The organism is Metabacillus sp. KUDC1714 (assembly GCF_014217835.1).
GTDB lineage: Bacteria > Bacillota > Bacilli > Bacillales > Bacillaceae > Metabacillus > Metabacillus rhizosphaerae.
This window is the reverse complement of the sequence record NZ_CP055263.1, coordinates 2,725,759-2,747,622: the sequence shown is the minus strand read 5'-3', so window position 1 is coordinate 2,747,622 and position 21,864 is coordinate 2,725,759. Positions and strand designations below refer to the sequence as shown.

General features: G+C 36.9%; 17 protein-coding genes. 3 read left to right on the top strand and 14 right to left on the bottom strand.

The features are described from left to right. Window positions 1-325: 325 nt before the first annotated feature. The 7 genes from HUW50_RS13125 to HUW50_RS13095 form a co-directional block, all read right to left on the bottom strand. Window positions 326-1,120: an ABC transporter ATP-binding protein gene (locus HUW50_RS13125; protein WP_066336636.1), complete on the bottom strand. Its 795-nt coding sequence runs from the start codon at window positions 1,118-1,120 to the stop codon at window positions 326-328. Next, complete coding sequence (locus tag HUW50_RS13120; RefSeq protein ID WP_066336640.1) at window positions 1,095-2,090, bottom strand: ABC transporter permease; 996 nt, start codon at window positions 2,088-2,090, stop codon at window positions 1,095-1,097. Before HUW50_RS13120 ends, HUW50_RS13125 begins: the two co-directional genes overlap by 26 nt. A 12-nt stretch (window positions 2,091-2,102) precedes the next feature. Beyond that, window positions 2,103-3,107, bottom strand: a complete 1,005-nt coding sequence (locus tag HUW50_RS13115) for an ABC transporter substrate-binding protein (protein ID WP_066336645.1) — start codon at window positions 3,105-3,107, stop codon at window positions 2,103-2,105. A gap of 250 nt (window positions 3,108-3,357) precedes the next feature. Then, on the bottom strand, window positions 3,358-4,914 hold the full coding sequence (locus HUW50_RS13110; RefSeq protein ID WP_066336651.1) for a fatty acid--CoA ligase family protein: 1,557 nt from the start codon (window positions 4,912-4,914) through the stop codon (window positions 3,358-3,360). Between the two features lie 220 nt (window positions 4,915-5,134). Beyond that, window positions 5,135-5,854 carry a YebC/PmpR family DNA-binding transcriptional regulator gene (locus HUW50_RS13105; RefSeq protein WP_066336653.1) on the bottom strand — a complete coding sequence of 240 codons (720 nt, stop codon included), beginning with the start codon at window positions 5,852-5,854 and terminating at the stop codon, window positions 5,135-5,137. A 142-nt stretch (window positions 5,855-5,996) separates the two neighbouring features. Beyond that, a complete protein-coding gene (locus tag HUW50_RS13100; RefSeq protein ID WP_066336669.1) occupies window positions 5,997-6,989 on the bottom strand; it encodes a lipoate--protein ligase in 993 nt (330 codons plus the stop codon). Between the two features lie 13 nt (window positions 6,990-7,002). Next, window positions 7,003-7,740 (bottom strand): MBL fold metallo-hydrolase, encoded by a 738-nt coding sequence (locus HUW50_RS13095; RefSeq protein WP_066336677.1) that lies wholly within the window; start codon window positions 7,738-7,740, stop codon window positions 7,003-7,005. Window positions 7,741-8,032: 292 nt separating this feature from the next. Here HUW50_RS13095 and yhfH point away from each other — a divergent pair, with 292 nt between their 5' ends. Beyond that, complete coding sequence (gene yhfH / locus HUW50_RS13090; protein WP_066336679.1) at window positions 8,033-8,167, top strand: protein YhfH; 135 nt, start codon at window positions 8,033-8,035, stop codon at window positions 8,165-8,167. A 175-nt stretch (window positions 8,168-8,342) separates the two neighbouring features. On the opposite strand, the gene HUW50_RS13085 is transcribed toward yhfH, so the two are convergent. The 7 genes from HUW50_RS13085 to HUW50_RS13055 all read right to left on the bottom strand — a co-directional run bounded on the left by HUW50_RS13085 (window position 8,343) and on the right by HUW50_RS13055 (window position 19,319). Continuing rightward, on the bottom strand, window positions 8,343-9,362 hold the full coding sequence (locus tag HUW50_RS13085) for a LacI family DNA-binding transcriptional regulator (RefSeq protein ID WP_066336687.1): 1,020 nt from the start codon (window positions 9,360-9,362) through the stop codon (window positions 8,343-8,345). Window positions 9,363-9,559: 197 nt separating this feature from the next. Next, complete coding sequence (locus tag HUW50_RS13080) at window positions 9,560-11,782, bottom strand: YhgE/Pip domain-containing protein (RefSeq protein WP_066336691.1); 2,223 nt, start codon at window positions 11,780-11,782, stop codon at window positions 9,560-9,562. Window positions 11,783-11,856: 74 nt separating this feature from the next. Beyond that, window positions 11,857-12,429, bottom strand: coding sequence for a TetR/AcrR family transcriptional regulator (locus HUW50_RS13075; protein ID WP_066336693.1), 573 nt, complete (start codon window positions 12,427-12,429; stop codon window positions 11,857-11,859). Window positions 12,430-12,687: 258 nt separating this feature from the next. Beyond that, entirely contained in the window at window positions 12,688-14,157 is a 1,470-nt protein-coding gene (locus tag HUW50_RS13070) for a protein adenylyltransferase SelO (RefSeq protein WP_185654061.1), read from the bottom strand. Window positions 14,158-14,536: 379 nt separating this feature from the next. Next, window positions 14,537-15,475, bottom strand: a complete 939-nt coding sequence (gene hemH, locus HUW50_RS13065; protein WP_066336699.1) for a ferrochelatase — start codon at window positions 15,473-15,475, stop codon at window positions 14,537-14,539. Between the two features lie 65 nt (window positions 15,476-15,540). After that, window positions 15,541-16,593, bottom strand: a complete 1,053-nt coding sequence (gene hemE, locus HUW50_RS13060; protein ID WP_066336708.1) for a uroporphyrinogen decarboxylase — start codon at window positions 16,591-16,593, stop codon at window positions 15,541-15,543. 587 nt (window positions 16,594-17,180) lie between these two features. Then, on the bottom strand, window positions 17,181-19,319 hold the full coding sequence (locus HUW50_RS13055) for a transglycosylase domain-containing protein (RefSeq protein ID WP_066336715.1): 2,139 nt from the start codon (window positions 19,317-19,319) through the stop codon (window positions 17,181-17,183). Between the two features lie 141 nt (window positions 19,320-19,460). Here HUW50_RS13055 and HUW50_RS13050 point away from each other — a divergent pair, with 141 nt between their 5' ends. Both HUW50_RS13050 and HUW50_RS13045 read left to right on the top strand, forming a co-directional pair. Beyond that, window positions 19,461-19,955, top strand: a complete 495-nt coding sequence (locus tag HUW50_RS13050) for an antibiotic biosynthesis monooxygenase family protein (protein ID WP_066336720.1) — start codon at window positions 19,461-19,463, stop codon at window positions 19,953-19,955. A gap of 519 nt (window positions 19,956-20,474) precedes the next feature. Next, window positions 20,475-21,863: a hypothetical protein gene (locus HUW50_RS13045; protein WP_066336723.1), complete on the top strand. Its 1,389-nt coding sequence runs from the start codon at window positions 20,475-20,477 to the stop codon at window positions 21,861-21,863. Window position 21,864 lies beyond the last annotated feature (1 nt).

Sequence of the window (21,864 nt, the reverse complement as noted above, 5' to 3'; positions counted from 1 at the left end):
CGTTTAGCGACGTAGAAAAAAGAGCACTCCGTATGAGATAAAGCGAGACTTCCATCAGTGGGTTATCTGATGGATAGTGAGACTTATCGGACCTTTACGGGCAGTTATTTTCATTTACTGCCCGTTAATGTGTGGCAAAGGAAACACGAAGAGCACGAGCGTTCGATGTTGACTTAGCGTATAAGGAGTGTGAAGTTCATTAGTCGCTGGGCGCTGGAGCTAGATGTCAAAGCGCTTATCCTTAGTACTAGAATTTTATTAATTTTCTAAACGAAAAAAAATCCTGCCCCCAATCACTTTGATGTTGATGTTGGGGCAGGCTTTTTTATATGAGTAACGCCTTATCAGATAAAGAGCTATCAGTCTTAATTTTAGAGAATTCTTCTAACAGAGATTTAACTGTTAATCCCTGCTTTTCTTTCCCCTCTGCTTCAAAAACAATATTTCCTTTATCCATCATGATTAGTCGATTTCCTAGGTCAACTGCTTGCTGCATATTATGGGTAATCATTAATGTCGTTAGATTTCCATTATCAACAAGCTTTTTCGTTAGGTTTGTAATCAACTCAGCTCGTGATGGATCAAGTGCTGCTGTATGTTCATCTAACAGCAAAATATCAGGCTTGGTGAAGGTCGCCATTAATAATGAAAGAGCTTGCCGCTCCCCACCAGACAGTAAACCAACCTTTGCTGATAATCGATTTTCAAGACCTAAACCAAGTAGTTCTAACTGTTCCTTAAAAAACACTCGTCGCTTGGATGAAACACCAGGCCTTAATGTACGTTTGTGTACACGAGAATAAGCAATCGCTAGATTCTCTTCAATTGTAAGTGTAGGTGCCGTACCAGCCATTGGATCTTGAAAAACACGGCCGATGTATCTTGAACGTTTATACTCACGAACATCAATCATTGATTTATCCTTGATGAGGACATCTCCATCATCTGGGGTTATTCGTCCAGCAATAACATTGAGTAAAGTTGATTTTCCCGCACCATTACTTCCTATAACTGTAACAAAATCACCTTCATTTAATGATAATGACAAATGACCTAATGCCACTTTCTCATCAACAGAGCCTTCATTAAACACCTTATAAATTTGCTTTAGTTGTAGCAATGCCTACACCCCTCTTTCTGCGTAAGCTTTTTTTACGTTTATCCTTTTGCTTATCAATAAGTTGTGGAATGACGAGAGCACCCATTACAATACATGCTGTAATTAGCTTCATATCACCGGTTTCAAAGAAGTTAATTCGCAACGCCATTGCCACGATTAAACGGTAAATAACTGCTCCGATAATAACAGCTATCGTCGCACGTACAATCGTTTTTGTACCAACCAATGCTTCACCGATAATAACTGAAGCTAAACCAATTACGATCATCCCAATCCCCATTCCAACATCACTAAATCCATTGTACTGAGCAATAAAAGCACCAGAAAATGCAACAAGTGCGTTTGAAAGGCCTAGACCAACAATTTTCAGCATATCTGTATTCGCTGAAAAGCTTGTGATCATATTTTGATTGTCCCCAACAGCTCTAATCGCAAGACCAAGTTCTGTTTTTAGGAAATAGTCTAATAGATATTTCATAACGAAAATCAGGATCAACATAGTTATCACAACAGACCATGTTTTAGGAACAAATCCTTCAAGACCTATTGAAATGAACATCTGTTTGAGGGCAGCATCGATACCCAGCTTATTCCAGCCCTCTAAAAGCTGCGAAAATACTGTTTCTTCTTGCAATAGTGGTACATTTGATTTCCCCATAATTCTAAGATTGATCGAATACAAGGCAATCATCATTAAGATCCCTGATAAAAGTGGGTTAATATTTCCTTTTGTATGCAGTAACCCTGTCATACAGCCAGCCAAAAAACCTACGAGTAATGCAATTAATGTGGCTACAAAAGGATTAACCCCGTTAACAATCAGTACAGCACTTACTGCTGCACCTGTTACAAAGCTACCGTCAACTGTTAAATCTGGGAAGTCTAATATTCTAAATGATAAATATACTCCAAGAGCCATAATCGCATAAATTAAACCTGACTCTACTGATCCAAATAGGGCTGTAAACATAGCTTCTCACCTTTATTCAAGAATTTCTGCTGCTTCTTTCCATTCTTCCTTAATCTCAATTCCCATGGCTTCAGCTGCTTTTGCATTAATTTGCAATTTAAGCTTTTGTGGGTATTGAACTGGAATTTCACTTGCCTTTTTCTCACCAGTTAAAATGCTAGCAGCCATTTCTCCTGCTTCAAAACCAATATCATAGTAATCAAAACCGTAAGCAGCAAAGCCACCTCGTTTAACAGAATCTAATTCTCCAACAAATAACGGAATATCAGAATCACTTGCGACTCCAATAACACTTTCAAGTGCAGAAACAACTGTATTATCTGTAATTACATATAAAGAATCAACTTTACCAACTAATGATTCTGTTGCTTGTTTAACTTCAGCTGATGTTGAAACAGATGCTTCAACAACTTCTAGTTCTGTTCCTTCCATTGCCTTTTTAACAAGATCAATTTGTGCAACTGAGTTTTGCTCACCAGAGTTATAAATCATCCCTACTTTATTTCCTTCAACATTTTCGTCTATAAATTTAACTGTATTAGGAATTGCATCCGGATGTGTATCAGTCGTACCAGTAATATTTGCGCCAGGCTCATCAAAGCTTTTCACTAAGCTTGCTCCAATTGGATCTGTAACAGATGTAAAGACAATTGGAATCTCAGTAGTTGCATTTAATGCACTTTGGGCACTTGGCGTTGAATTAGCAAAGATTAAATCTACATTATCTCCAGCAAAATTATTTGCGATTGTTTGACTATTATTTTGATCACCTTGTGCAATTTGAACATCATATTCTACATCTAAGCCCTTTTCTTCTAACGCAGCTTTGAAGCCTTCTAATGCAGAATCAAGTGATTGATGCTCAACAATCTGGTTTACCCCGATTGTATATGTTTTCTCACTCTCTGAACTAGAACCCTCAGTACCATCTGATGTATTTTCATTACTACCACAGCCTGAAATTGCTAGAAAACTAGCTAACATCATGCCAACTCCTAATTTCCAACCCTTTTTCATTACTTAATCCCCCTTTTAATAACTTTTTCACGGTTATGCTTTTATGCTTTTATTGATTAAATTATACAGGAACAAGAAAATAGTTCAATATTTTTTGAATATTTTAATACTGATTTTTCTGCAAATTCAAATTTTCCTTTCTTCTAAATAGCGAAAAAACACAGATACAATAAGGGTATCTGTGTTTTTTAAAAATATTAATTTTCATTAATTACTAGTTTTTAATCCATGCAATAATTCTATCAAAATACTATTTCTGTAAAACTTGATCTTTAAGCGCTCTTCGTAAAATTTTCCCTGTAGTATTTTTAGGAAGCTCTTCCAAAAACTCAATTGAACTTGGGACTTTATACTTCGCTAAATGCTTTTTACAATAGTCAAGTAGCATCTTTTCTGTCACTTCAGCATTACTTATCACCACAAAGCACTTTACAGCCTCACCAAAATTCGGGTCTGGAACTCCTAATACAGCGACCTCAACAACAGCTTCATGATCGTAAAGAACCTCTTCCACTTCACGTGGATAAACATTGTAACCACCTACAAGAATCATATCCTTCTTGCGGTCAACAATATAAAAATAACCATCCTCATCTTTTCTCGCAAGATCACCAGTAAAAAGCCAGCCATCACGTATCGTATGAGCTGTTTCCTCTGGCATTTTATAATAGCCCTTCATTACATTTGGACCTTTTACAATTAATTCACCAACTTGGTTCGGAGGTAACTCTTCACCCAGTTCATTTACTACTTTATTTTTTACATTCATAATCTCTGTTCCGATAGAACCTGGCTTTCTTGGGCGATCTAGTGGATTAAAGCAGGTGACAGGTGACGCTTCAGATAATCCATAGCCCTCAGAGACTACAACTTTGAATTTTTGTTCAAAGCCCTTAAGTAAAGCGATTGGCATAGAAGCTCCACCAGAAATACATAGCCTTAGTGTACTTAAATCAGCTGGATTTGCATCTTCATGCTGAAGCAAGAAGTTATACATGGTTGGAACACCAGCAAACACTGTTGCACCATGTGTTTTAGTTAATTTAAAAATCGCATCAGGGCTAAATCTTGGGACAATTAGCAAAGTAGCCCCATTCATTAATGGTGCATTTAGTGAAACAGTTAAGCAGAAAACATGGAACATAGGTAATGTTGTGACAACTATATCTTCCTTTGAAATTTTTAAATAATTCGCTGTATCAATTGCATTACTATATAAATTTTTATGTGTCAGCATTGCCCCCTTTGGTTTTCCTGTTGTCCCTGAAGTATAGAGAATAACTGCAATATCTTCTTCATCAAGCTCAGGTTCTATAAAAGAAACAGATCCTCTTGAAAGCATGGTTGCAAACGGTTTCACTTTTCTGTAAATTGATTGCTTTGTAATATCCACTTTCCCTTCGCTTTCGCTAGAAGGTGTTTCACAAATAATAATCTGCTCAACCTTTGTAAGCTGAGCATCAAGCTTATCAAATAATGGGATAAGAAGATCTAAGGTTACAACGGTTTTCACATCACCATTATTAATAATATAAGCAATCTCATCCATTGTGTAGATTGGGTTTATTGGAATGACTGTTGCTCCAGCTCTTAATGCCCCATACAAAGAGATTACATAATACGGAGTGTTGCCTAATATTACAGCTACATGATCCCCTTTTTTAACTCCTAAGTCATGTAAGCTGCTTGCAAATTGATTTATTGCTTCTTCAAGTTGCAGATAGGACATTTCTTTTCCTTCAAAAATAAACGCTGGTTTGTCACCAAAATCTTTTACAGTTTGTGATAGCCGTGAAGATAAATTCATTCTCCCACCCCTTAGTTAAAATGAATGAATAGCCATTCATTTTTCTATTAAAAAGATCCTTTCTTTATTATATTGAATGTTCAAAGATTATACAATCTATGAGAAGGATTCCACCTATAAGGTCATTTAAGTATTTCTTTCATAGTTATATAGTAAGGCAAAGGGTCAGCACCCCGTTGATTAAGAAAAACAATACGAAGGAGAGTGCTGACCCTTTTGTTTATTCACCTAAATCCACATTGTGGTACACTTGCTGAACATCTTCTAAATCCTCTAATACGTCTACTAATTTTTCAAATTGTGCTTGAGCATCTTCTGGAAGTGATACGTCATTTTGTGCAAGCATTGTTAATTCAGCTACTGTAAATTCAGTAATGCCAACATTTTTGAATGCTTCTTGCACCGCACGGAACTGGTCGGGTTCAGCGTAGACGATAACTTGTTCATCTTCTTCTAAAATATCACGGACCTCTACATCTGCTTCCATTAATAGTTCAAGCACTTCATCCTCAGTTTTCCCTTCAATTCCAATTACTGCAGTAGCATCAAACATATATGCTACAGAACCACTTACACCCATGTTTCCACCATTTTTACCAAATGCAGCACGCACATCTGATGCAGTTCGGTTCACGTTATTAGTTAGTGCATCCACGATAATCATTGAACCACTAGGACCGAAGCCTTCATAACGTAACTCATCAAAGCTTTCCTCCGATCCGCCTTTTGCCTTTTCAATTGCACGGTCAATGATTGTTTTCGGTACACTATACGTTTTTGCACGCTCAAGAACGATTTTCAATGCCTGATTTGATTCCGGATCTGGTTCACCTTGTTTCGCAGCTACATATATTTCTCGTCCAAACTTTGCATAGATACGACTTGTATTTGCATCTTTTGACGCTTTTTTTTCCTTAATATTATTCCACTTACGGCCCATAATGAACACTCTCTTTCTACTTTGAATCTAAGATTAAAGATTACTTTTCACTAGGATATATTATACCTTAATTAATGCATCTTTTGCAGTGATAATCAACAGACAAGTTTAACAGAGCCTTTATATAAAGTAGGCCCTGACCTTAATAAATAAGATTTATAAAATCTGCTTTTTCGATATTTCCAAAGTATTTCTGTATATCTAAATCATCTAATGCTTTTTCGAGGTCTGCCTTTTCGTATCGAGTCCCCATCAACGTCTTTTCAACCTCATCCACATCACCAACTCCAAAAAAGTCACCATAAATCTTACAGTTTTCGATTATGCCCTTTTGAACTTCTAGTCGAACATCAATTTGTCCAACAGGGAAGCGGTGTGAATGTTGATAGTTAAACTTTGGAGATTTCCCATAGTTCCAATCCCAGTTTTGGTAGCGTTCTTTAGAAATTTCATTGATTTTCTTCCAATCTTCCTCTGTTAAAACATAGGTTGGTATCTGATCAACACCTTCAAATATATTAAGAAGTAATAGCTTTCTAAATTGTTCAATTGTAATTTTCTCATCTAAATACTCAACTATATTTGCAACACGACTTCTTATTGATTTAATACCTTTAGACTCAATTTTGTCTTTCTTTACTTTCAATGCGGAAACGACACTATCTATTTCTGAATCAAATAATAGCGTCCCATGAGAAAACATTCGTCCCCTAGTGGAAAATTGCGCATTTCCAGAAATCTTGCGACCGTCCCCTGCAATAATATCGTTTCTTCCGCTCATTTCAGCTTTCACACCAAGCTTTTCAAGTGCCAGGACCACTGGTTCAGTAAATTTTTTGAAGTTATGAAAGCTTTCACCATCATCTTTCGTAATAAAACTAAAATTCAAGTTGCCTTTATCATGGTAGACAGCACCACCACCTGAAAGCCTTCTTACAACATGGATCTTTTGTTCTTCAACGTAAGTAGTATTAATTTCTTCAATCGTATTTTGATTTTTTCCAATGATGATAGATGGTTCATTTATGTAGAATAATAAATAGGTTTCATTTGGATTTAAATATTTAACTGCATATTCCTCAATTGCTAAATTTATTCTAGGATCTGTTATGCCGTTATTATCGATAAAAAGCATGTAAATTCCTCCATTACTTTATGCTCCACTCATATCCTGAGCTTGCGAGTACAACAATTCCAGAGTACAGTTCTTTTGCTTCTTTTACTAATTGATCGTGTTCACCGAAATGTGGCAAATGAGTTAATAGTAATTGCTTAACTCCAGCACCTTTTGCAATACTTGCTGCCTCTTTACTATTCATATGGCCGGCATTAGTTCCATTTTGATTTCCATAAAAGCTCGATTCAGCAATCAGTAAATCGGCACCCTTTGTAAATGGAATAAACGCTTCTTGAAAGCTTGAATCAGCCGTATATACAATCGTTGATTGCTGATCGGTAATCCTCATCGCAAAACAAGGAGCCGGATGGATTGTACGTAAAAAGGTTATCGTAAATGGCCCAATTGTTAATGACTGATTAGGGTAATATTCTATTCCCGTTGTTGCATTCTTATAGGTAAGCTTCTCAAATTCCTCCCGCTCTAATGTATGAGCATAAATTGGTATGTTTTTTTGGAATCCCTTAATGAATGATGAAACATAGCTTGCATATTGTAATGGTCCAATATCTGCAACATGATCATGGTGATAATGAGATAGAATAACAGCATCTAAATCATCTATTGCAATTGTCTCCTGAAGCTTTGACAAAACAGCACTTCCACAGTCAACTAATAATCGAAAGCCGTTTGATTCAACTAAATATCCTGAGGTTGCTTCATTTACTCCTGGAAACCCACCCCAGTAGCCTATAACCTTAAGATTCATGTGCTCATCTTCCTTTCAAATTCCCTATTTCCCTCAATATCCCCATTATACTAAACGACTATGACGAATTCACTTGAACGACCTTAGAAATAACTATTGTAATGTTCTTTCTGGCTGTTTATATTATCAAGCTATTGCAGAAAATTGTTCCACATTGTATAAAGTGCAAAATACCTTTTTTAAACACGAAAAAGTTCCTTTCTCCTCGAAAAATTGTTACAAAACAGTTATTGACTAACTAATGCTGTTATAATACAATAAGGGTAACAAATGACAACGGAGGGGATTCCAAATGATCATGAAATTAACTGAATTTTTCAGAAACTTACCGAAAAAACAATGCAAAGAGTGTGGAAATGAAATTGAAGAACAGCACGAATGCTATGGTAACACATGTAATGAATGTCTACATGTAACAGATCTTTAAAAAGATGATCTGTACTAATACAATTTTTAAAAAAAGTTAGCACACACGAAAAAAGATTGCCTCAAAAACAAAGGGTCTGACCCCTCCAACATGGTATATAGCCTTTCAATTTGTTGAAAGTTACTATATACAAGTTACGTTTGGATGGGTCAGACCCTTTTGAGTCAACCTCTTTTTAAAATGTCGCAACTAGCTTTCTTTTCATCCTTGTTGAGTCACGTACAGCTAACTTAGAAAAAAACTCATACTTTTCGAAGGAACGGTATTGTTTTTTATGTATTTTCTCATAAATTACCTCCATCGATTTTAATGCCATTTCTTCAACAGGCTGTATAACTGTAGTAATCATCGGATCCAAAAGCTCTGTAATTTCCATGTCATCAAAACCAACAACAGCTAGTTCCTTTGGAATGCTCCATCCTTGTTTTTTAGCTTCAGAAATAATTCCTGCCGCAACATGATCGCCTCCGGTAAAGATTGCTGTTGGAATAATCTTCATGTTTGCTATCTTTCTAAAAATTCGTTTACCGTCCTCAACACTAGAAACATTTTCAAAGTAGAATTTCTCTTCAAAGAAGCAACTTGCCTCTGCTAACGCGCGTTTAAATCCTTGCTCCCTTGCCTTCATTCCTTCACTTACAATTCCATTTGAACAATAAGCAATATGTCTATGACCCCTTTCAAGCAAATGCTTGGCCACGATATAGCCACAATTTGCTTGATTCATATACACCGTTGGAATTTCAGCATTCTCTACAATCTCATTGCAAAGCAAGATTGGACCATAATTTAAATAAGACTCAATAATTGACCAGTCATTTTCAAATGAAGTCATGATAACACCATCAACTTGCTTTGTTTTAAGGAGATTTAAATAGTTTCGTTCCTTTTGTTTTGAGAATTGTGTTTGACAAATGATTAGTTGATAGCTTTTTGCAGAAGCAGCCATTTCTAGTCTTTCGAGAAGTTGACTGAAAAACGGTGTAGATATTTTCGGAATTAAGACAGCGATAATGCCTGTTTTTTGATTCCTTAAGCTTCTTGCAGCAGAGTTTGGTACATACCCCAAATGTTCCATCGCCTGCTGAACAAGCCTCTTTTTCTCAACTGAAACATAGGGATGATCATTTAAGACTCTTGACACAGTCGTCCTTGATAACCCTGCTAGTTTCGCGACATCTTCTATGGTAGACAAATTTCTCCCTCCCCATGGCTCTATATTGCCCACCTTGTTCGACACCTGAAAACGTTTTCATATTAAAGTATATGAAAATATCATTTATTTTTCAATCCTTTTTTAATGACAATTTAAACTTACTACTAATAGTCTATTAATTTTATCCTAAAAAAGAGGTGATGATCATTATTATTCACCACCTCTACTTGTATTGTTTATCTAGTTTCTGCTGTTAGTTTTGTATCAGTTCTTTTAAGTTTCAAAGTAAAGTAAATGATTGTTCCTATCATTGTACATAATAAGAATCCGACTAAAACAAGAGCCTGTGACCACATAAAAGCAAAATCACCACTAGAAATAATTGCTTTAAACCCAGCTACTGAATACGTCATTGGTAACCAATGATTTATTTTCTGAAATACATTTGGAAGTAACTCTAAAGGAAATGTCCCTGCGCTTGTTGTTAATTGAAGAATTAACACAATAATTGCAATAAATCGTCCTGGATCAGCCATTGATGTTACCAATAATTGAACGATTGAGATAAACGTTAAACTTGTCAACATACTAAAGAGAATAAATAATCCAACACTTTGCACCTCAATACCTAATCCGTATAAAAGAATAAGATCGGCAAGTATTGCTTGGATCACTGCCACACTAAATAAAATACTAAATTTGCTTATAAACCAAGAAAATCCAGATTTAGGTACATCTGATGGTTTTCGTAGTGGAAAGACAACTGTTAAAAGCAGTGATCCAACAAATAATGCTAACGATAAGAAATACGGTGCAAGACCAGTTCCATAGTTGGGTACCTCTGTTAATTCTTCTGTATTCAACTTAACTGGATCTGCGACCATATCATATAATTCGTCAGAGCCTTTAGCATCCTTTGTATCTTCAGATGCTTCACCTAGCTTCGTTGAAAGCTCGCTTGTTCCGTCTGAAAGCTCTTTTAAGCCTTTATCGACTTGATCAGCACCATCTGCTAGTTTCATAGACCCGTCTTCTAAGGCAACAGAACCATCAGCTAACTGACTAATGCCATTTTCGAGCGCTACCCCTCCATTTTTCAGCTGAGTTGTTCCTGCTTTTGCTTCAGTAATTTTATCACCGAACACACTAAGACCATCAGTGATTTGTGATTGCCCCTCTTGTACCTGAACTGCACCATTGTATAGCTTTTCTTGACCCTCAGTTAATTGATTTACTGCATCCTGTACAGAAGCAGTACCTTCATAAAGCTTTGCAGTACTAGCTGGTAACTGAGCAACATTCTTGTTGAGATCATCTGCTCCTGCAGATAATTCACTTAGATTTGCAGATAGTTCTTTCCCGCCTTGATCTAAAGCATTGAGAGATTCTACTAACTTTACTAATTCTTGTTTCTTTTCTTCTGGAAGAGTCATTGTCTGCAATTCTTTGAGCATATTATTTACTTCATTTGTTACTAGAGATAAATTTTGTGACAAAGCAGAAGCACCGACACTTGCAGAATTGCTTCCATCTGCCAGCTGTTTTGTGCCTTCAGCTAGTATAGGCGCACTACTCTTTAGAATCTCCGTACCATTTGTTAAATTTGGTAGAGCTACTTGTAATTCCTTCATTCCTGATAGAGAATCATTTAACCCTGTTACTAATTGTGATGACCCAGATTCTGCTTTAACAGATCCGTTATATAACTTCTCTTGTCCTTGTTTCATCACACTCATTCCATTATCTAAGCTACTTACACCATTTGCTAGCTTCGAAGAACCATTTGATGCTTCTTGTAGTCCTTCCTTAAAGGTAACAGATTTTGTCACTAATTCATGAAGGCTCTCATCAAGCGTGCTGGAGCCTTCTTTTAGCTCTCCAACACCTTCGTTAATTTGATTGGCACCATCACTTGCTTCATCAATTCCGTCTGCCATTAACTCAATGTTGTCAAAAATAGTTTCGGCATATGTTTTTGTTATAGAAGAGGCAACCTCTTCTTTTATTTTTGCAATAGCACTTTCACCAATTTGCCCTGAAATAAAGTTATAGCCTTTATTCGTTTTGAAAGAAAGCTCTAGATGCTGTGGTTGTTCATCTTGTAATGTTGTCGCATTGCTAGAGAAGTTTTCAGGTATTTCAATCGTCATATAATAATCATGGTTTTTAAGACCTTTTTCTGCAGCTTCTTTATCAACAAAACGCCATTCAAACTTAGCACTTTCCTTTAAGTTCTCTACAAGTTCATCCCCAACATCAAGCTCTTCCCCTTCATATGTTGTTCCAGTATCATTATTTACAACAGCCACAGGTAACTGATCAAGCTTTCCATAGGGATCCCAGAAAGCACTAAGATATCCGCCACTGTACATTAATGGGATAAATAGTACCCCTATTACCGCAATAAGAACCTTTTTATTTTTAAAGAGCGCATTCCACTCTTGTTTAATTAATGACATTTATACCAACCTCCTATATTACAAAATGACCAAATCATTCATTTAGTCATTAAGTTTCAAAAAAGATAGGATTATCAGATCGACAATCCTTTCAGTAAATACTGTTCAAAAACTTGAGCAATTTTTTCTTTTTCTAGTGGTTCATGCTGTTTTTCCCAATCAAATATTAGTGATACATAAAGCTTTAATAAAATAAATGCTGTTAGCTCTGGATCACATGGTTTGATATCCTTATTTTCAATAGCAACGATAATTTTTTGCTTAATATAGTTTAAAACCATCTCTTCCACCTTTTGGACACCCTCATTAACCGTTGGTGTTCCTAGCTCATTGCTTTCTTGAAAAATTTTAATTGTTAATTGGTGCGTTTTCCGAAAATCCAAGATACTATATAACGCTCGGTGTACATTTTCTAAAAAAGGGAACTGTGGATCAAATGCACTCTCTGCAACTTCTTTCATATCAAAGAGTAGTCCTTCAATAATTTCAGAAAATAATTCTTCCTTGTTTTTATAAAAAGTATAAATAGTTCCTTTTCCTACATTAGCTAGCCTCGAGACATGATCCATTGTTGTTGCTTTGTAACCAAATTGTGTAAACGATTTAGTTGCAGCATCAAGAATAAGTTGCTTACGATTTATACTCAAATGATTCACTCCTATAGATAAAATGACCAAATGAACATTTTAGTCATTTTTATAAAAGTAATATATCATGATATTACCTTATTTACAATAACTGTCTCCAATTTAAAAATAGTCTTATTTTTAAGTTGGAGACAGTTATTCAAGAGCTTGTAGCTAATTAGTTTGCTGATGGAAATATCTTCGAATTAAAATAATGCTACCAATGGGTAGCATTATTTTAATTAAAAAACAGAAAGTGCCATCCCTACTCCCCTTATATTATGTACCACAAAAGGTTCGGTAAGGAGTGGTTGTTTGCGCAGGCAGTGTGGAGTACTCAGCCTGTTCGGGGGAGTGCGCATAGGGACTTGATAGAACATCAAGTAGCTTCTCCATAACGCTGTAGTCCCCTTTATTCTCTGCTGCCTCTAGTGCAGCTTCTACTCGGTGATTCCGAGGAATTAGTGCCGGATTGCTGTTTTGCATCAACTGCTGCTGTGAGTCCTTCGATTCCTGCTGCCTACTTAGTCGCGCCTGCCACTGCTCATGCCACCTAGCAAATTCTTGGCTCCCAAACATGTCTGTTTCCTCATGACGATCAAAAGTTAATGCGCGGAAAGTATTCGTATAGTCCGCACGATATTTCTGCATCAAACTTAGAAGATCTTCAATAAGTGATTCATCCTGCCCATCCTCGTTGAATATTCCTAATTTTGCTCTCATACCAGTGAGCCAATTAGTTTGATATAACTTAGTAAAATTTGAAATCGCATCCTGGGCTATTTTGACTGCCTGCTCCTGATCGTCATGCAGCAACGGCAATAAGGTTTCAGCAAATCGTGCGAGATTCCATCCGGCAATATAAGGCTGATTGCCATAAGCATAACGACCTTGAGTGTCAATGGAACTGAATACCGTTTCCGGATCATAGGCATCCATGAAAGCGCATGGACCATAATCAATGGTTTCTCCACTAATAGTCATGTTGTCCGTGTTCATCACTCCGTGAATAAAGCCAACTAGTTGCCACTTGGCAATCAACTCAGCCTGACGCTTGATTACTTCTTGAAGCAGCGTAAGGTATCGACTCTCACCAGCTTCAACATCTGGAAAATGGCGCTTTAGTGTATAGTCAGCCATGATCTGGAGATCCTCGACTGTACCCCATTGTGCAATATATTGAAAAGTACCAACGCGCAGATGACTAGAAGCTACACGGGTCAGAATTGCCCCAGGGAGTTCCCTTTCACGGATTACTCTATCACCTGTTGTTACCACTGCTAGACTACGGGTGGTAGGAATACCGAGTGCATGCATTGCTTCGCTGATAATGTATTCTCGTAGCATTGGTCCAAGCGCCGCTCGACCATCACCCCCGCGGGAATAGGGCGTTCTACCTGAACCCTTGAGTTGAATATCAACACGCTCACCTAGCGGAGTGATTTGTTCGCCAAGCAGCAGAGCCCGGCCGTCTCCCAACATATTAAAATGCCCGAATTGATGCCCCGCGTAAGCTTGAGCAAGTGGTGAAGTACCTTCTAGTATTCGGTTTCCACCAAGCACCGCTACTTCATTCTCACTTCGCAACGCCTGAACGTTCAACCCCAGAGATGTTGCCAACTGATCATTAAGAATGATCAACTTCGGTGACTGCACAGGGGTTGGGTTATGGCTAGTGAAAAATAGTTTCGGAAGACGAGCATAACTATTCTCTAAGTTCCATCCCGTATCAATTATTTCTTTTGTCATCGTATCTCCTCTTCTACTTTTGTCTTTTTTGTCTCCTAGTTTTTCATTTACATAAAACAAAAATAATTGGCATTTTAAACTTTTATACATTCGATTAATTAATAACAAGGCATTTATTTTAGTGTCAACTTCTGCCACTTTATTATACCCTTTCTACAAAGAATGCCCCCTTTATATATTTTGGGTATGTAGGTAATATATTGAGATATAAACTGTTAACTTAAAGTTCATGTTATAAAGCAATTTCACCGTTGTAATATAATAATCTCCAGCACCTATAAATAATTATAAACAGAAAAGGCAATAGATTCTCAATAGAATCTACTGCTTTTTCCTTTAAAATATTTACGAACTTAACTTAGCAAGGCATTCTTTTAATTTAAACAATAGTACTCTGCTTCAACTGTTTCAAAACAACAGTCCCAAGACAAGAAATAAATTCTTGTCTTGCATTTGGCATTTCCGGGCGATAATAACTCGCTCCTAGTTCATCTGTTACAACCTTACATTCATAATCATTGTCAAATAATACTTCAAGATGATCTGCAACAAAACCAACTGGAATATACACAAATGTTTTGTGACCATTCTTATATAAATCTCTTGTTAAATCTTGAACGTCCGGTCCTAACCATGGCTCTGGTGTATTACCAGCACTTTGCCAGCCAATGACATAATCTTTTACTCCTGCCGCTTCTGCGATTAAGTCTGCTGTTTCTTGTAATTGCTGTGGATATGGATCACCATGAGCAATGATTTTTTCTGGAAGACTATGCGCTGAAACAACAAGTACAGCTGTTTCTCTTTCAGAAGGCTTCATGCTTTCGTATGTTTCTTTTACCCTGTCTGCCCAATAGGTAATGAATTTCGGCTCAGTATACCAGCTCTCAACAGAAGTAATTGTTATACCCAGCTTATCTGCTTCTTCTTTCGCACGCCCATTATATGATTTAACACTAAAGGTTGAAAAATGTGGAGCCAAGACGATGCTCACTGCTTCAGTGATCCCATCTTCATGCATTTGCTTTACAGCGTCTTCGATAAACGGTTCGATATGTTTTAAGCCAATATAGAGCTTAAATTCAGTCTCATCTTGGATGTTGTTTAAGTGCTGCTCTAGCTTTTCTCCTTGTTCAACTGTGATTTTTGCTAGCGGAGAAATTCCACCTATTGCCTCATAACGATCTTTTAAGTCCTGAAGCATTTCAGGCGCAGGTTTGCGACCATGTCGTATATGTGTATAATAACGTTCAATGTCTTCCTCTTTATAAGGCGTTCCATATGCCATAACTAATAGTCCCATTTTTTTCTTACTCAAAATGATTCACCTCTAGTTTGTTTCTTATTCCTCATATCATTAAGTTATTAATTTCACAAAAAATATTAAATGCTTACTTTTGCTTTCTTAGAATAGTCATGAATAAAAGTTGTTAATTTCTTAAGATTTTCAGGATTCACTTGGGGAAAAACACCATGTCCAAGATTAAAGATGTATCCATCCTGCTGCATTCCTTGATCTAAAATCTCTTTCGCTCTTTCTTCAATGACTTCCCATGGAGAAAGTAAAATAGCAGGATCAAGATTACCTTGAAGAGTTTTCGTTAGACCCATCGTACGTGCTTCTTGGATAGGAAGTCTCCAATCAAGTCCAACAACATCTAAAGGTAAATCATGCCATTCTTTTGCTAAATGACTTGCACCTACTCCGAACATAATTAACGGTACGTTTTCATTTTTTAACTCACTAAAAATTCGTTCCATCGTTGGCTTAATATAATAACGGTAATCTGCTACATTAAGTGCACCAACCCATGAATCAAAAATTTGAATTGCTTTTGCTCCTGCATTGATTTGTGCTTTTACATATGTAATGCTCATTTCAGCTAGCTTATCCATTAACGCAAACCAAGCTTTTGGCTCTGCATACATAAATGCTTTTGTTTTGTTGTAATTTTTTGAAGGACCACCTTCAATCATATAGCTAGCTATTGTAAAAGGTGCACCAGTAAATCCAATCAAAGGTACTTGAAGCTGTTCCTTCGTTAAGAGCTTGATCGTATCTAGTACATATGGAACATCGCTCTCAGGATCAATTTCTCCTAACTTTTCAACATCACTTAATGAACGAATTGGGTCATCAATGACTGGTCCGATCCCAGATTTAATTTCAACATTTACACCAATCGCTGGAAGTGGAGTCATAATATCTTTGTAAAGAATCGCAGCATCGACATCATACTGTTCTACAGGCAACCTCGTTACATAAGCACATAGCTCAGGCTGATGTGTAATTTCAAAGAGGCTGTATTTTTCCTTTATCGTACGATATTCAGGCTGTGATCTCCCTGCTTGTCTCATATACCAAACCGGAACATAGTCCGTTTTTTCCCCACGACACGCTTTTAAAAACGTATCATTGATTTTCTTTTCAGCCATCCAAAAAGTCCACCTTTCTATTAGAAAAACTTGGCTTATCGCCAAGTCCTAATGGCGAAAGCCTTAGTTTTACTTATACTATCAACCATAAGATATAAATTTTGATAGTTTAAAAAAAGGAGAAAAGCCCCTTTATCAAATAATACTAATTATAATGTAATACTAATTCTATATTAATTCTTCAACACTTTCAACTATAACGTTTTCAACTAATGTTGTATAGCTTAGATGAGCAAATGTCGAAAAATAGTCGAAATAACGTTTCAAAGCAATTTCCTTAACAAATCTTATTTAAAGGCTCTCTCTTTTCTAAGAGCTTGTTGTTTATTAATAGGTTCTTTGACGAAAACTGTTTAAGGTTGATGGAGCGGAAGTGCGAGACTCCTGCGGGCGCAGCGGGACAGGTGAGACTCATGCAGGCGTTTACGCAGAGGAGGCTCACCGCCCGCCCCGCGGAAAGCGAGCATCTGGAGCGGAATCAACCACTCCGCATTACTTGGTAGTTAGCACCTTTCGAAAACAACCTTTATTAAAAAACAATCATCAGGGATACAGACCCCTTCATAAGAATACCTTACTTTATCTCATTAATTAGAAGTAAACAAACTAGGTTTAATGAATTGTTTAGGCTCCCCTTCTTCATGTGTTTGGACATTATATGGTGCAACCTTATACGTACTGTTTGAAAACACATTGACATAAGGAATTTCAAAAACTCCTTCACCCGTAACCTTTCCAACAAGCTTTTGCTCTTTTTCTGTTTGTTCATAGATTCGATATTCAACCCGTTCATCTCGCTGTGCTTCCCATTCTAATGTTAACGTAATTAATCCAAGTGGCTTAAACGTATACCTTGCATCAACCTGTTCTATATCTTTGATACGGATTGGACTATCTAAGTCATTTACACCCTCTGGGACTTTAAATGCTACGTTTTGATCCCACTTTGCCTCTGTTAAGATATCTTTAAACAACTTAGTAGCATATGAACTTCCATTTTTCAGATAATGGTTTTGATCTGTTTTATCGTATCCCATCCAGAGTGCCCCAACTACATTTTCAGTAAACCCAACAAACCATGCATCCTTTGCTGCTCCTTCTATTGCAGAATATGAGGTCGTCCCTGTTTTCCCTGCTATTTCACCTTGAAATACACCATTTTTTGCTGTACCATCACTTACAACATGCTGAAGCATTCTTGTCATATCCCATGCAGTTTGTGGGGAGTACACTTGTTTAACATCAGGAAGGTTTTCAGCGATTATCTTTCCTTCTCTATTCGTTATTTTTTGAATAATGTGATGCTCACTGAAGTTCCCACTTGATGTAAACGTTCGATAAGCATTTGCCATTTGAATTGGTGTTACACCTTCAGATAACCCACCTAGCGCAATTGCTAATCCTTCGTCTTTAATCGATATCCCAACCTCATTTAAATACTCCTTACTTTTTCCAATTCCTAATTCAGATAAAGTCCATACAGCAGCTGCATTTTTAGAGGAGACAATTGCATCAAACATCGATACCTTTCCAGCATACTGATTATCATAATTTTCCGGTTCGTAATCCCCATACTTAAGCCTTTCATCCTTTAGCATAGAATAAGGATGAAATAATTTTGTTTCGATCGAAGGTGCATAAACAGCAATTGGTTTAAATGTAGAACCTGGCTGCCTTGTCACATTTAGTCGGTTCAATCCTTTTGGAACATAATCACGCCCACCGATTGCAGCTATTACTCCCCCCGTTTTATTATCAAGAAGAATAAACGCACCTTGAGCAAAAGCATCTGTACCAGGAAAGTATTCCTTCTTTTGAAACAATTCATATGCAGACTTTTGAATATTTACTTGAAGAGGTACTGTAATGGTGTATCCTCCCCTTAATAATTCTTCATTAGATAGAGCATACTTTTCTTTTGCCTCATCAAAAACCATATCAATATAGGTTGTTAACCATGGGCTTTCCTGTTTCTTGTTTACTTGCAATTTCACCGTTTTCCCTTGTGTTCTTACTACTTCTTCATATGTTATATATTTTTGATCACCCATTAAACTTAAAATGACATTCCTACGGTCCTTACTTTTATCTACATTGGCAATTGGTGAGTAGTTTGAAGGTGCCTTAGGTATACCTGCTAATAAGGCTCCTTCCTCAAGTGTTAGCTCTGACACATCCTTATTAAAGTACAATTTAGCTGCAGACTTAATTCCATATGCCCCATGTCCAAAGTAAACTTGATTCAAATACATTTCTAATAACTTTGATTTACTATACCTTTTCTCCAAATTAATCGCGATAATCGCTTCTTTCGTTTTACGTAAAAGCGTTTTGTCATTTGTCAAAAAGATATTTTTAGCTAATTGCTGAGTAATTGTGCTACCACCTTCAACCTTCCCCCCTGCAAGGATATCCTTATAAAGGGCTCTTCCGATGGCTTGAACATCAATTCCATAATGCTCATAGAAGCGTTGGTCCTCAACAGAAATAAACGCCTGCTGCACATAGTCTGGAATCTCAGAAATATCAACAAGTTCACGATTCTCTATGTAAAGCTTTGTAATCTCATTACCATCTATGTCAGTTAGTTTTGAAGCTGTATCCATCACTAATTTTTCTTCATCCAGCACGTAATTCCCCATGAAAATAATAAATAAATAACCTAAGAAAGCGCAGATTACTGTTAGTAATAAAGTTAGTCCTGATAATAAAAGTTTCTTTTTCATACAGATCACCCCTTTATATCTTTTAGTATTGTTAATAATAGCCAGGTATATGTGTGAAAAACACTAAAATCGGGAAAGGTTGAACAGTAGTTGGTATACTGAAGGGGTCAATAAGCATATTTAATGATGAGGTGATGAGTGATGAAGCTTTACATAACCTATGGAACTGTTGATTATTTAGCTAAACTTGCGAAAGCACATATCGACAAAAACCTGCGACTTATGGCAAACACTGATACTGGAGTCTTATTTCACGAAACTGAGCAAAAGTCTATCTTTAAGGAACCAAAAACTTACGATGTATTAGATTCCACCGGAAAACTTTCAAATGGAAAATATGCTGTACTTAACAATATCCCTGTTTCATATGAAGGAAGACCACTTTTTGAAAAACGATTTAGTGATCGAGCACGCCTGATCGAAAAAGAACCTGGCTTCTCCGCTATTAGAGTGCTACGTCCTTCTAAAGGTGACACCTATATCATTTTAACATTATGGGAAAACGAACATTACTTCACTGCTTGGCAGAAATCTAAATCCTTTGATACTGGTAGTATAAAAAGTAGTGTTGGAATCCCTCAACCATTTTCACATCCACACTATGTCACAAAGTACACTTCAGTTGAAATTGACTAATCATTATCATTCCCTCTGCAAATAATTTGCGGAGGTTTTTTCATTTTTAGCATGATTCTTAGATTTTCATGAAAGTTCCTTTTATTAGGCTCTTTTCTAAAAGATTGTTGTTTTTGAACAAAACTGATTAGGTTGATTGGAACGGATATGCGAGACTCCTGTGGGAGTAGCGGGACAGATGAGACCCCGCAGGCGCTTCGCGCTGAGGAGGCTCATCGCCCGCCCCACGGAAAGCGAGCATCCTGGAGTGCCAATCAACCAATCCAATACTATTTTAAAAGCAACAAAGTTTGCGAAAACAGCCTTTTATTAACATTACTAATATTAGACATCTTGTGCACATCTGACAATATTTCCTTGGAAATGACAACTTGTTTCTACATAACATTACCCTAAAATTCCACAAAATCTCACCATATGTAGGAGTGAAAATTATTTATCTAAACTCATCACATCCTATTTCACTCATTCATACAGTATTAAAAATCTACAATAGGCGTTTGCTGAGGAGTGATACAAATGGAGGTAGATATTACACTCATACATTGGATTTATGTAGCTTTTATCATTGCGATCATAGGTTTTATGCTCTTTCGTCGAGATACAACCATTGTATGTATTGTTGGGATTCTTTCACTTGCGGCAGTATCAACGTTTTCTTTAAATGATTCTATTAGCAGTTTATTTAATAGCTTTATCTTTGCAATAACAGAACTATTACCAACCATTCTCGTTATTTCAATTATTGTCGCAATGAGTAAAATATTAACGATTTCAGGAATTAATGAGGTGATGATCTCACCTTTCTCCAAAGTAATTAAAAATCCAACCACTGCATTTTGGACCACAGGACTGTTAATGATGATCATCTCATCTTTCTTTTGGCCATCACCAGCTGTTGCTTTAATTGGTGCAGTATTATTACCAGTTGCGGTTAGAGCTGGTCTCCCAGCATTAGGTGTTGCAATTTCGATGAACTTGTTTGGACATGGGATCGCTCTTTCAGGTGATTTCATTATTCAAGCTGCACCAAAACTTACTGCTGATGCTGCTGGAATTCCAGTTGGAGATGTTCTTAATGCGAGTATTCCCCTTGTGCTTACAATGGGAATTGTAACGACAATATCTGCTTATTTTATATTAATGAAAGATATTAAGCTTAATAAACCATTTTCAAGTGTCTCACCAACTTACCAAACACAAGAATCTGCTCTTCAGCTATTATCTACAACATCAAAGAAAATCCTCGCTTTGTTGATTCCACTTATTTTTCTATTAGATGTGGTAATAATGTTCACGCTTAATTTACAAGGTGGGGATGCAACAGCATTAATTGGAGGAACTGCACTAATCATTTTAATTATCACCACATGTTTAGCACACAAAAAGCGAGGGCTTGAAGAATCTACTAACTACCTAATCCAAGGATTTCAATTTGGCTTTAGAGTATTTGGGCCAGTCATTCCAATTGCCGCGTTTTTCTATCTAGGGGACGCAGGGTTTTACTCAATAATCGGCGAATATTTACCGCAAAATTCTCAAGGGATTGTGAATGATCTAGGTGTTGCTCTCGCAAATGTAGTCCCACTAACTCCAGAGGTTGGAGCAGTTACATTAACAGGTGTAGGAATTTTAACAGGACTCGATGGCTCAGGTTTCTCAGGCATTTCTCTTGCCGGCTCTATTGCACAATTGTTTTCAACAGCGATCGGTGTAAGTGCCGCTACCCTCACAGCGTTAGGTCAAGTTACCGCTATTTGGGTTGGTGGAGGTACATTAATTCCTTGGGCATTGATCCCTGCAGCTGCGATTTGTGGTGTCGACCCATTCGAATTAGCAAGGAAAAATCTTCTACCTGTTTCAATTGGTTTGGTAGTGACAACGATAGTGGCGATGTTTTTGTTATAAT

Excerpts from the sequence above, each read along its gene's own strand:
- HUW50_RS13080 (WP_066336691.1), bottom strand. The coding sequence starts at position 11,782 with ATGTCATTAATTAAACAAGAGTGGAATGCGCTCTTTAAAAATAAAAAG.
- HUW50_RS13120 (WP_066336640.1), bottom strand. The coding sequence starts at position 2,090 with ATGTTTACAGCCCTATTTGGATCAGTAGAGTCAGGTTTAATTTATGCG.
- yhfH (WP_066336679.1), top strand. The coding sequence starts at position 8,033 with ATGATCATGAAATTAACTGAATTTTTCAGAAACTTACCGAAAAAACAA.
- HUW50_RS13045 (WP_066336723.1), top strand. The coding sequence starts at position 20,475 with ATGGAGGTAGATATTACACTCATACATTGGATTTATGTAGCTTTTATC.
- HUW50_RS13110 (WP_066336651.1), bottom strand. The coding sequence starts at position 4,914 with ATGAATTTATCTTCACGGCTATCACAAACTGTAAAAGATTTTGGTGAC.
- HUW50_RS13095 (WP_066336677.1), bottom strand. The coding sequence starts at position 7,740 with ATGAATCTTAAGGTTATAGGCTACTGGGGTGGGTTTCCAGGAGTAAAT.
- hemE (WP_066336708.1), bottom strand. The coding sequence starts at position 16,593 with ATGGCTGAAAAGAAAATCAATGATACGTTTTTAAAAGCGTGTCGTGGG.
- HUW50_RS13100 (WP_066336669.1), bottom strand. The coding sequence starts at position 6,989 with ATGCTTTTTATCGATAATAACGGCATAACAGATCCTAGAATAAATTTA.
- HUW50_RS13070 (WP_185654061.1), bottom strand. The coding sequence starts at position 14,157 with ATGACAAAAGAAATAATTGATACGGGATGGAACTTAGAGAATAGTTAT.
- HUW50_RS13055 (WP_066336715.1), bottom strand. The coding sequence starts at position 19,319 with ATGAAAAAGAAACTTTTATTATCAGGACTAACTTTATTACTAACAGTA.
- HUW50_RS13105 (WP_066336653.1), bottom strand. The coding sequence starts at position 5,854 with ATGGGCCGTAAGTGGAATAATATTAAGGAAAAAAAAGCGTCAAAAGAT.
- HUW50_RS13115 (WP_066336645.1), bottom strand. The coding sequence starts at position 3,107 with ATGAAAAAGGGTTGGAAATTAGGAGTTGGCATGATGTTAGCTAGTTTT.
- HUW50_RS13050 (WP_066336720.1), top strand. The coding sequence starts at position 19,461 with ATGAAGCTTTACATAACCTATGGAACTGTTGATTATTTAGCTAAACTT.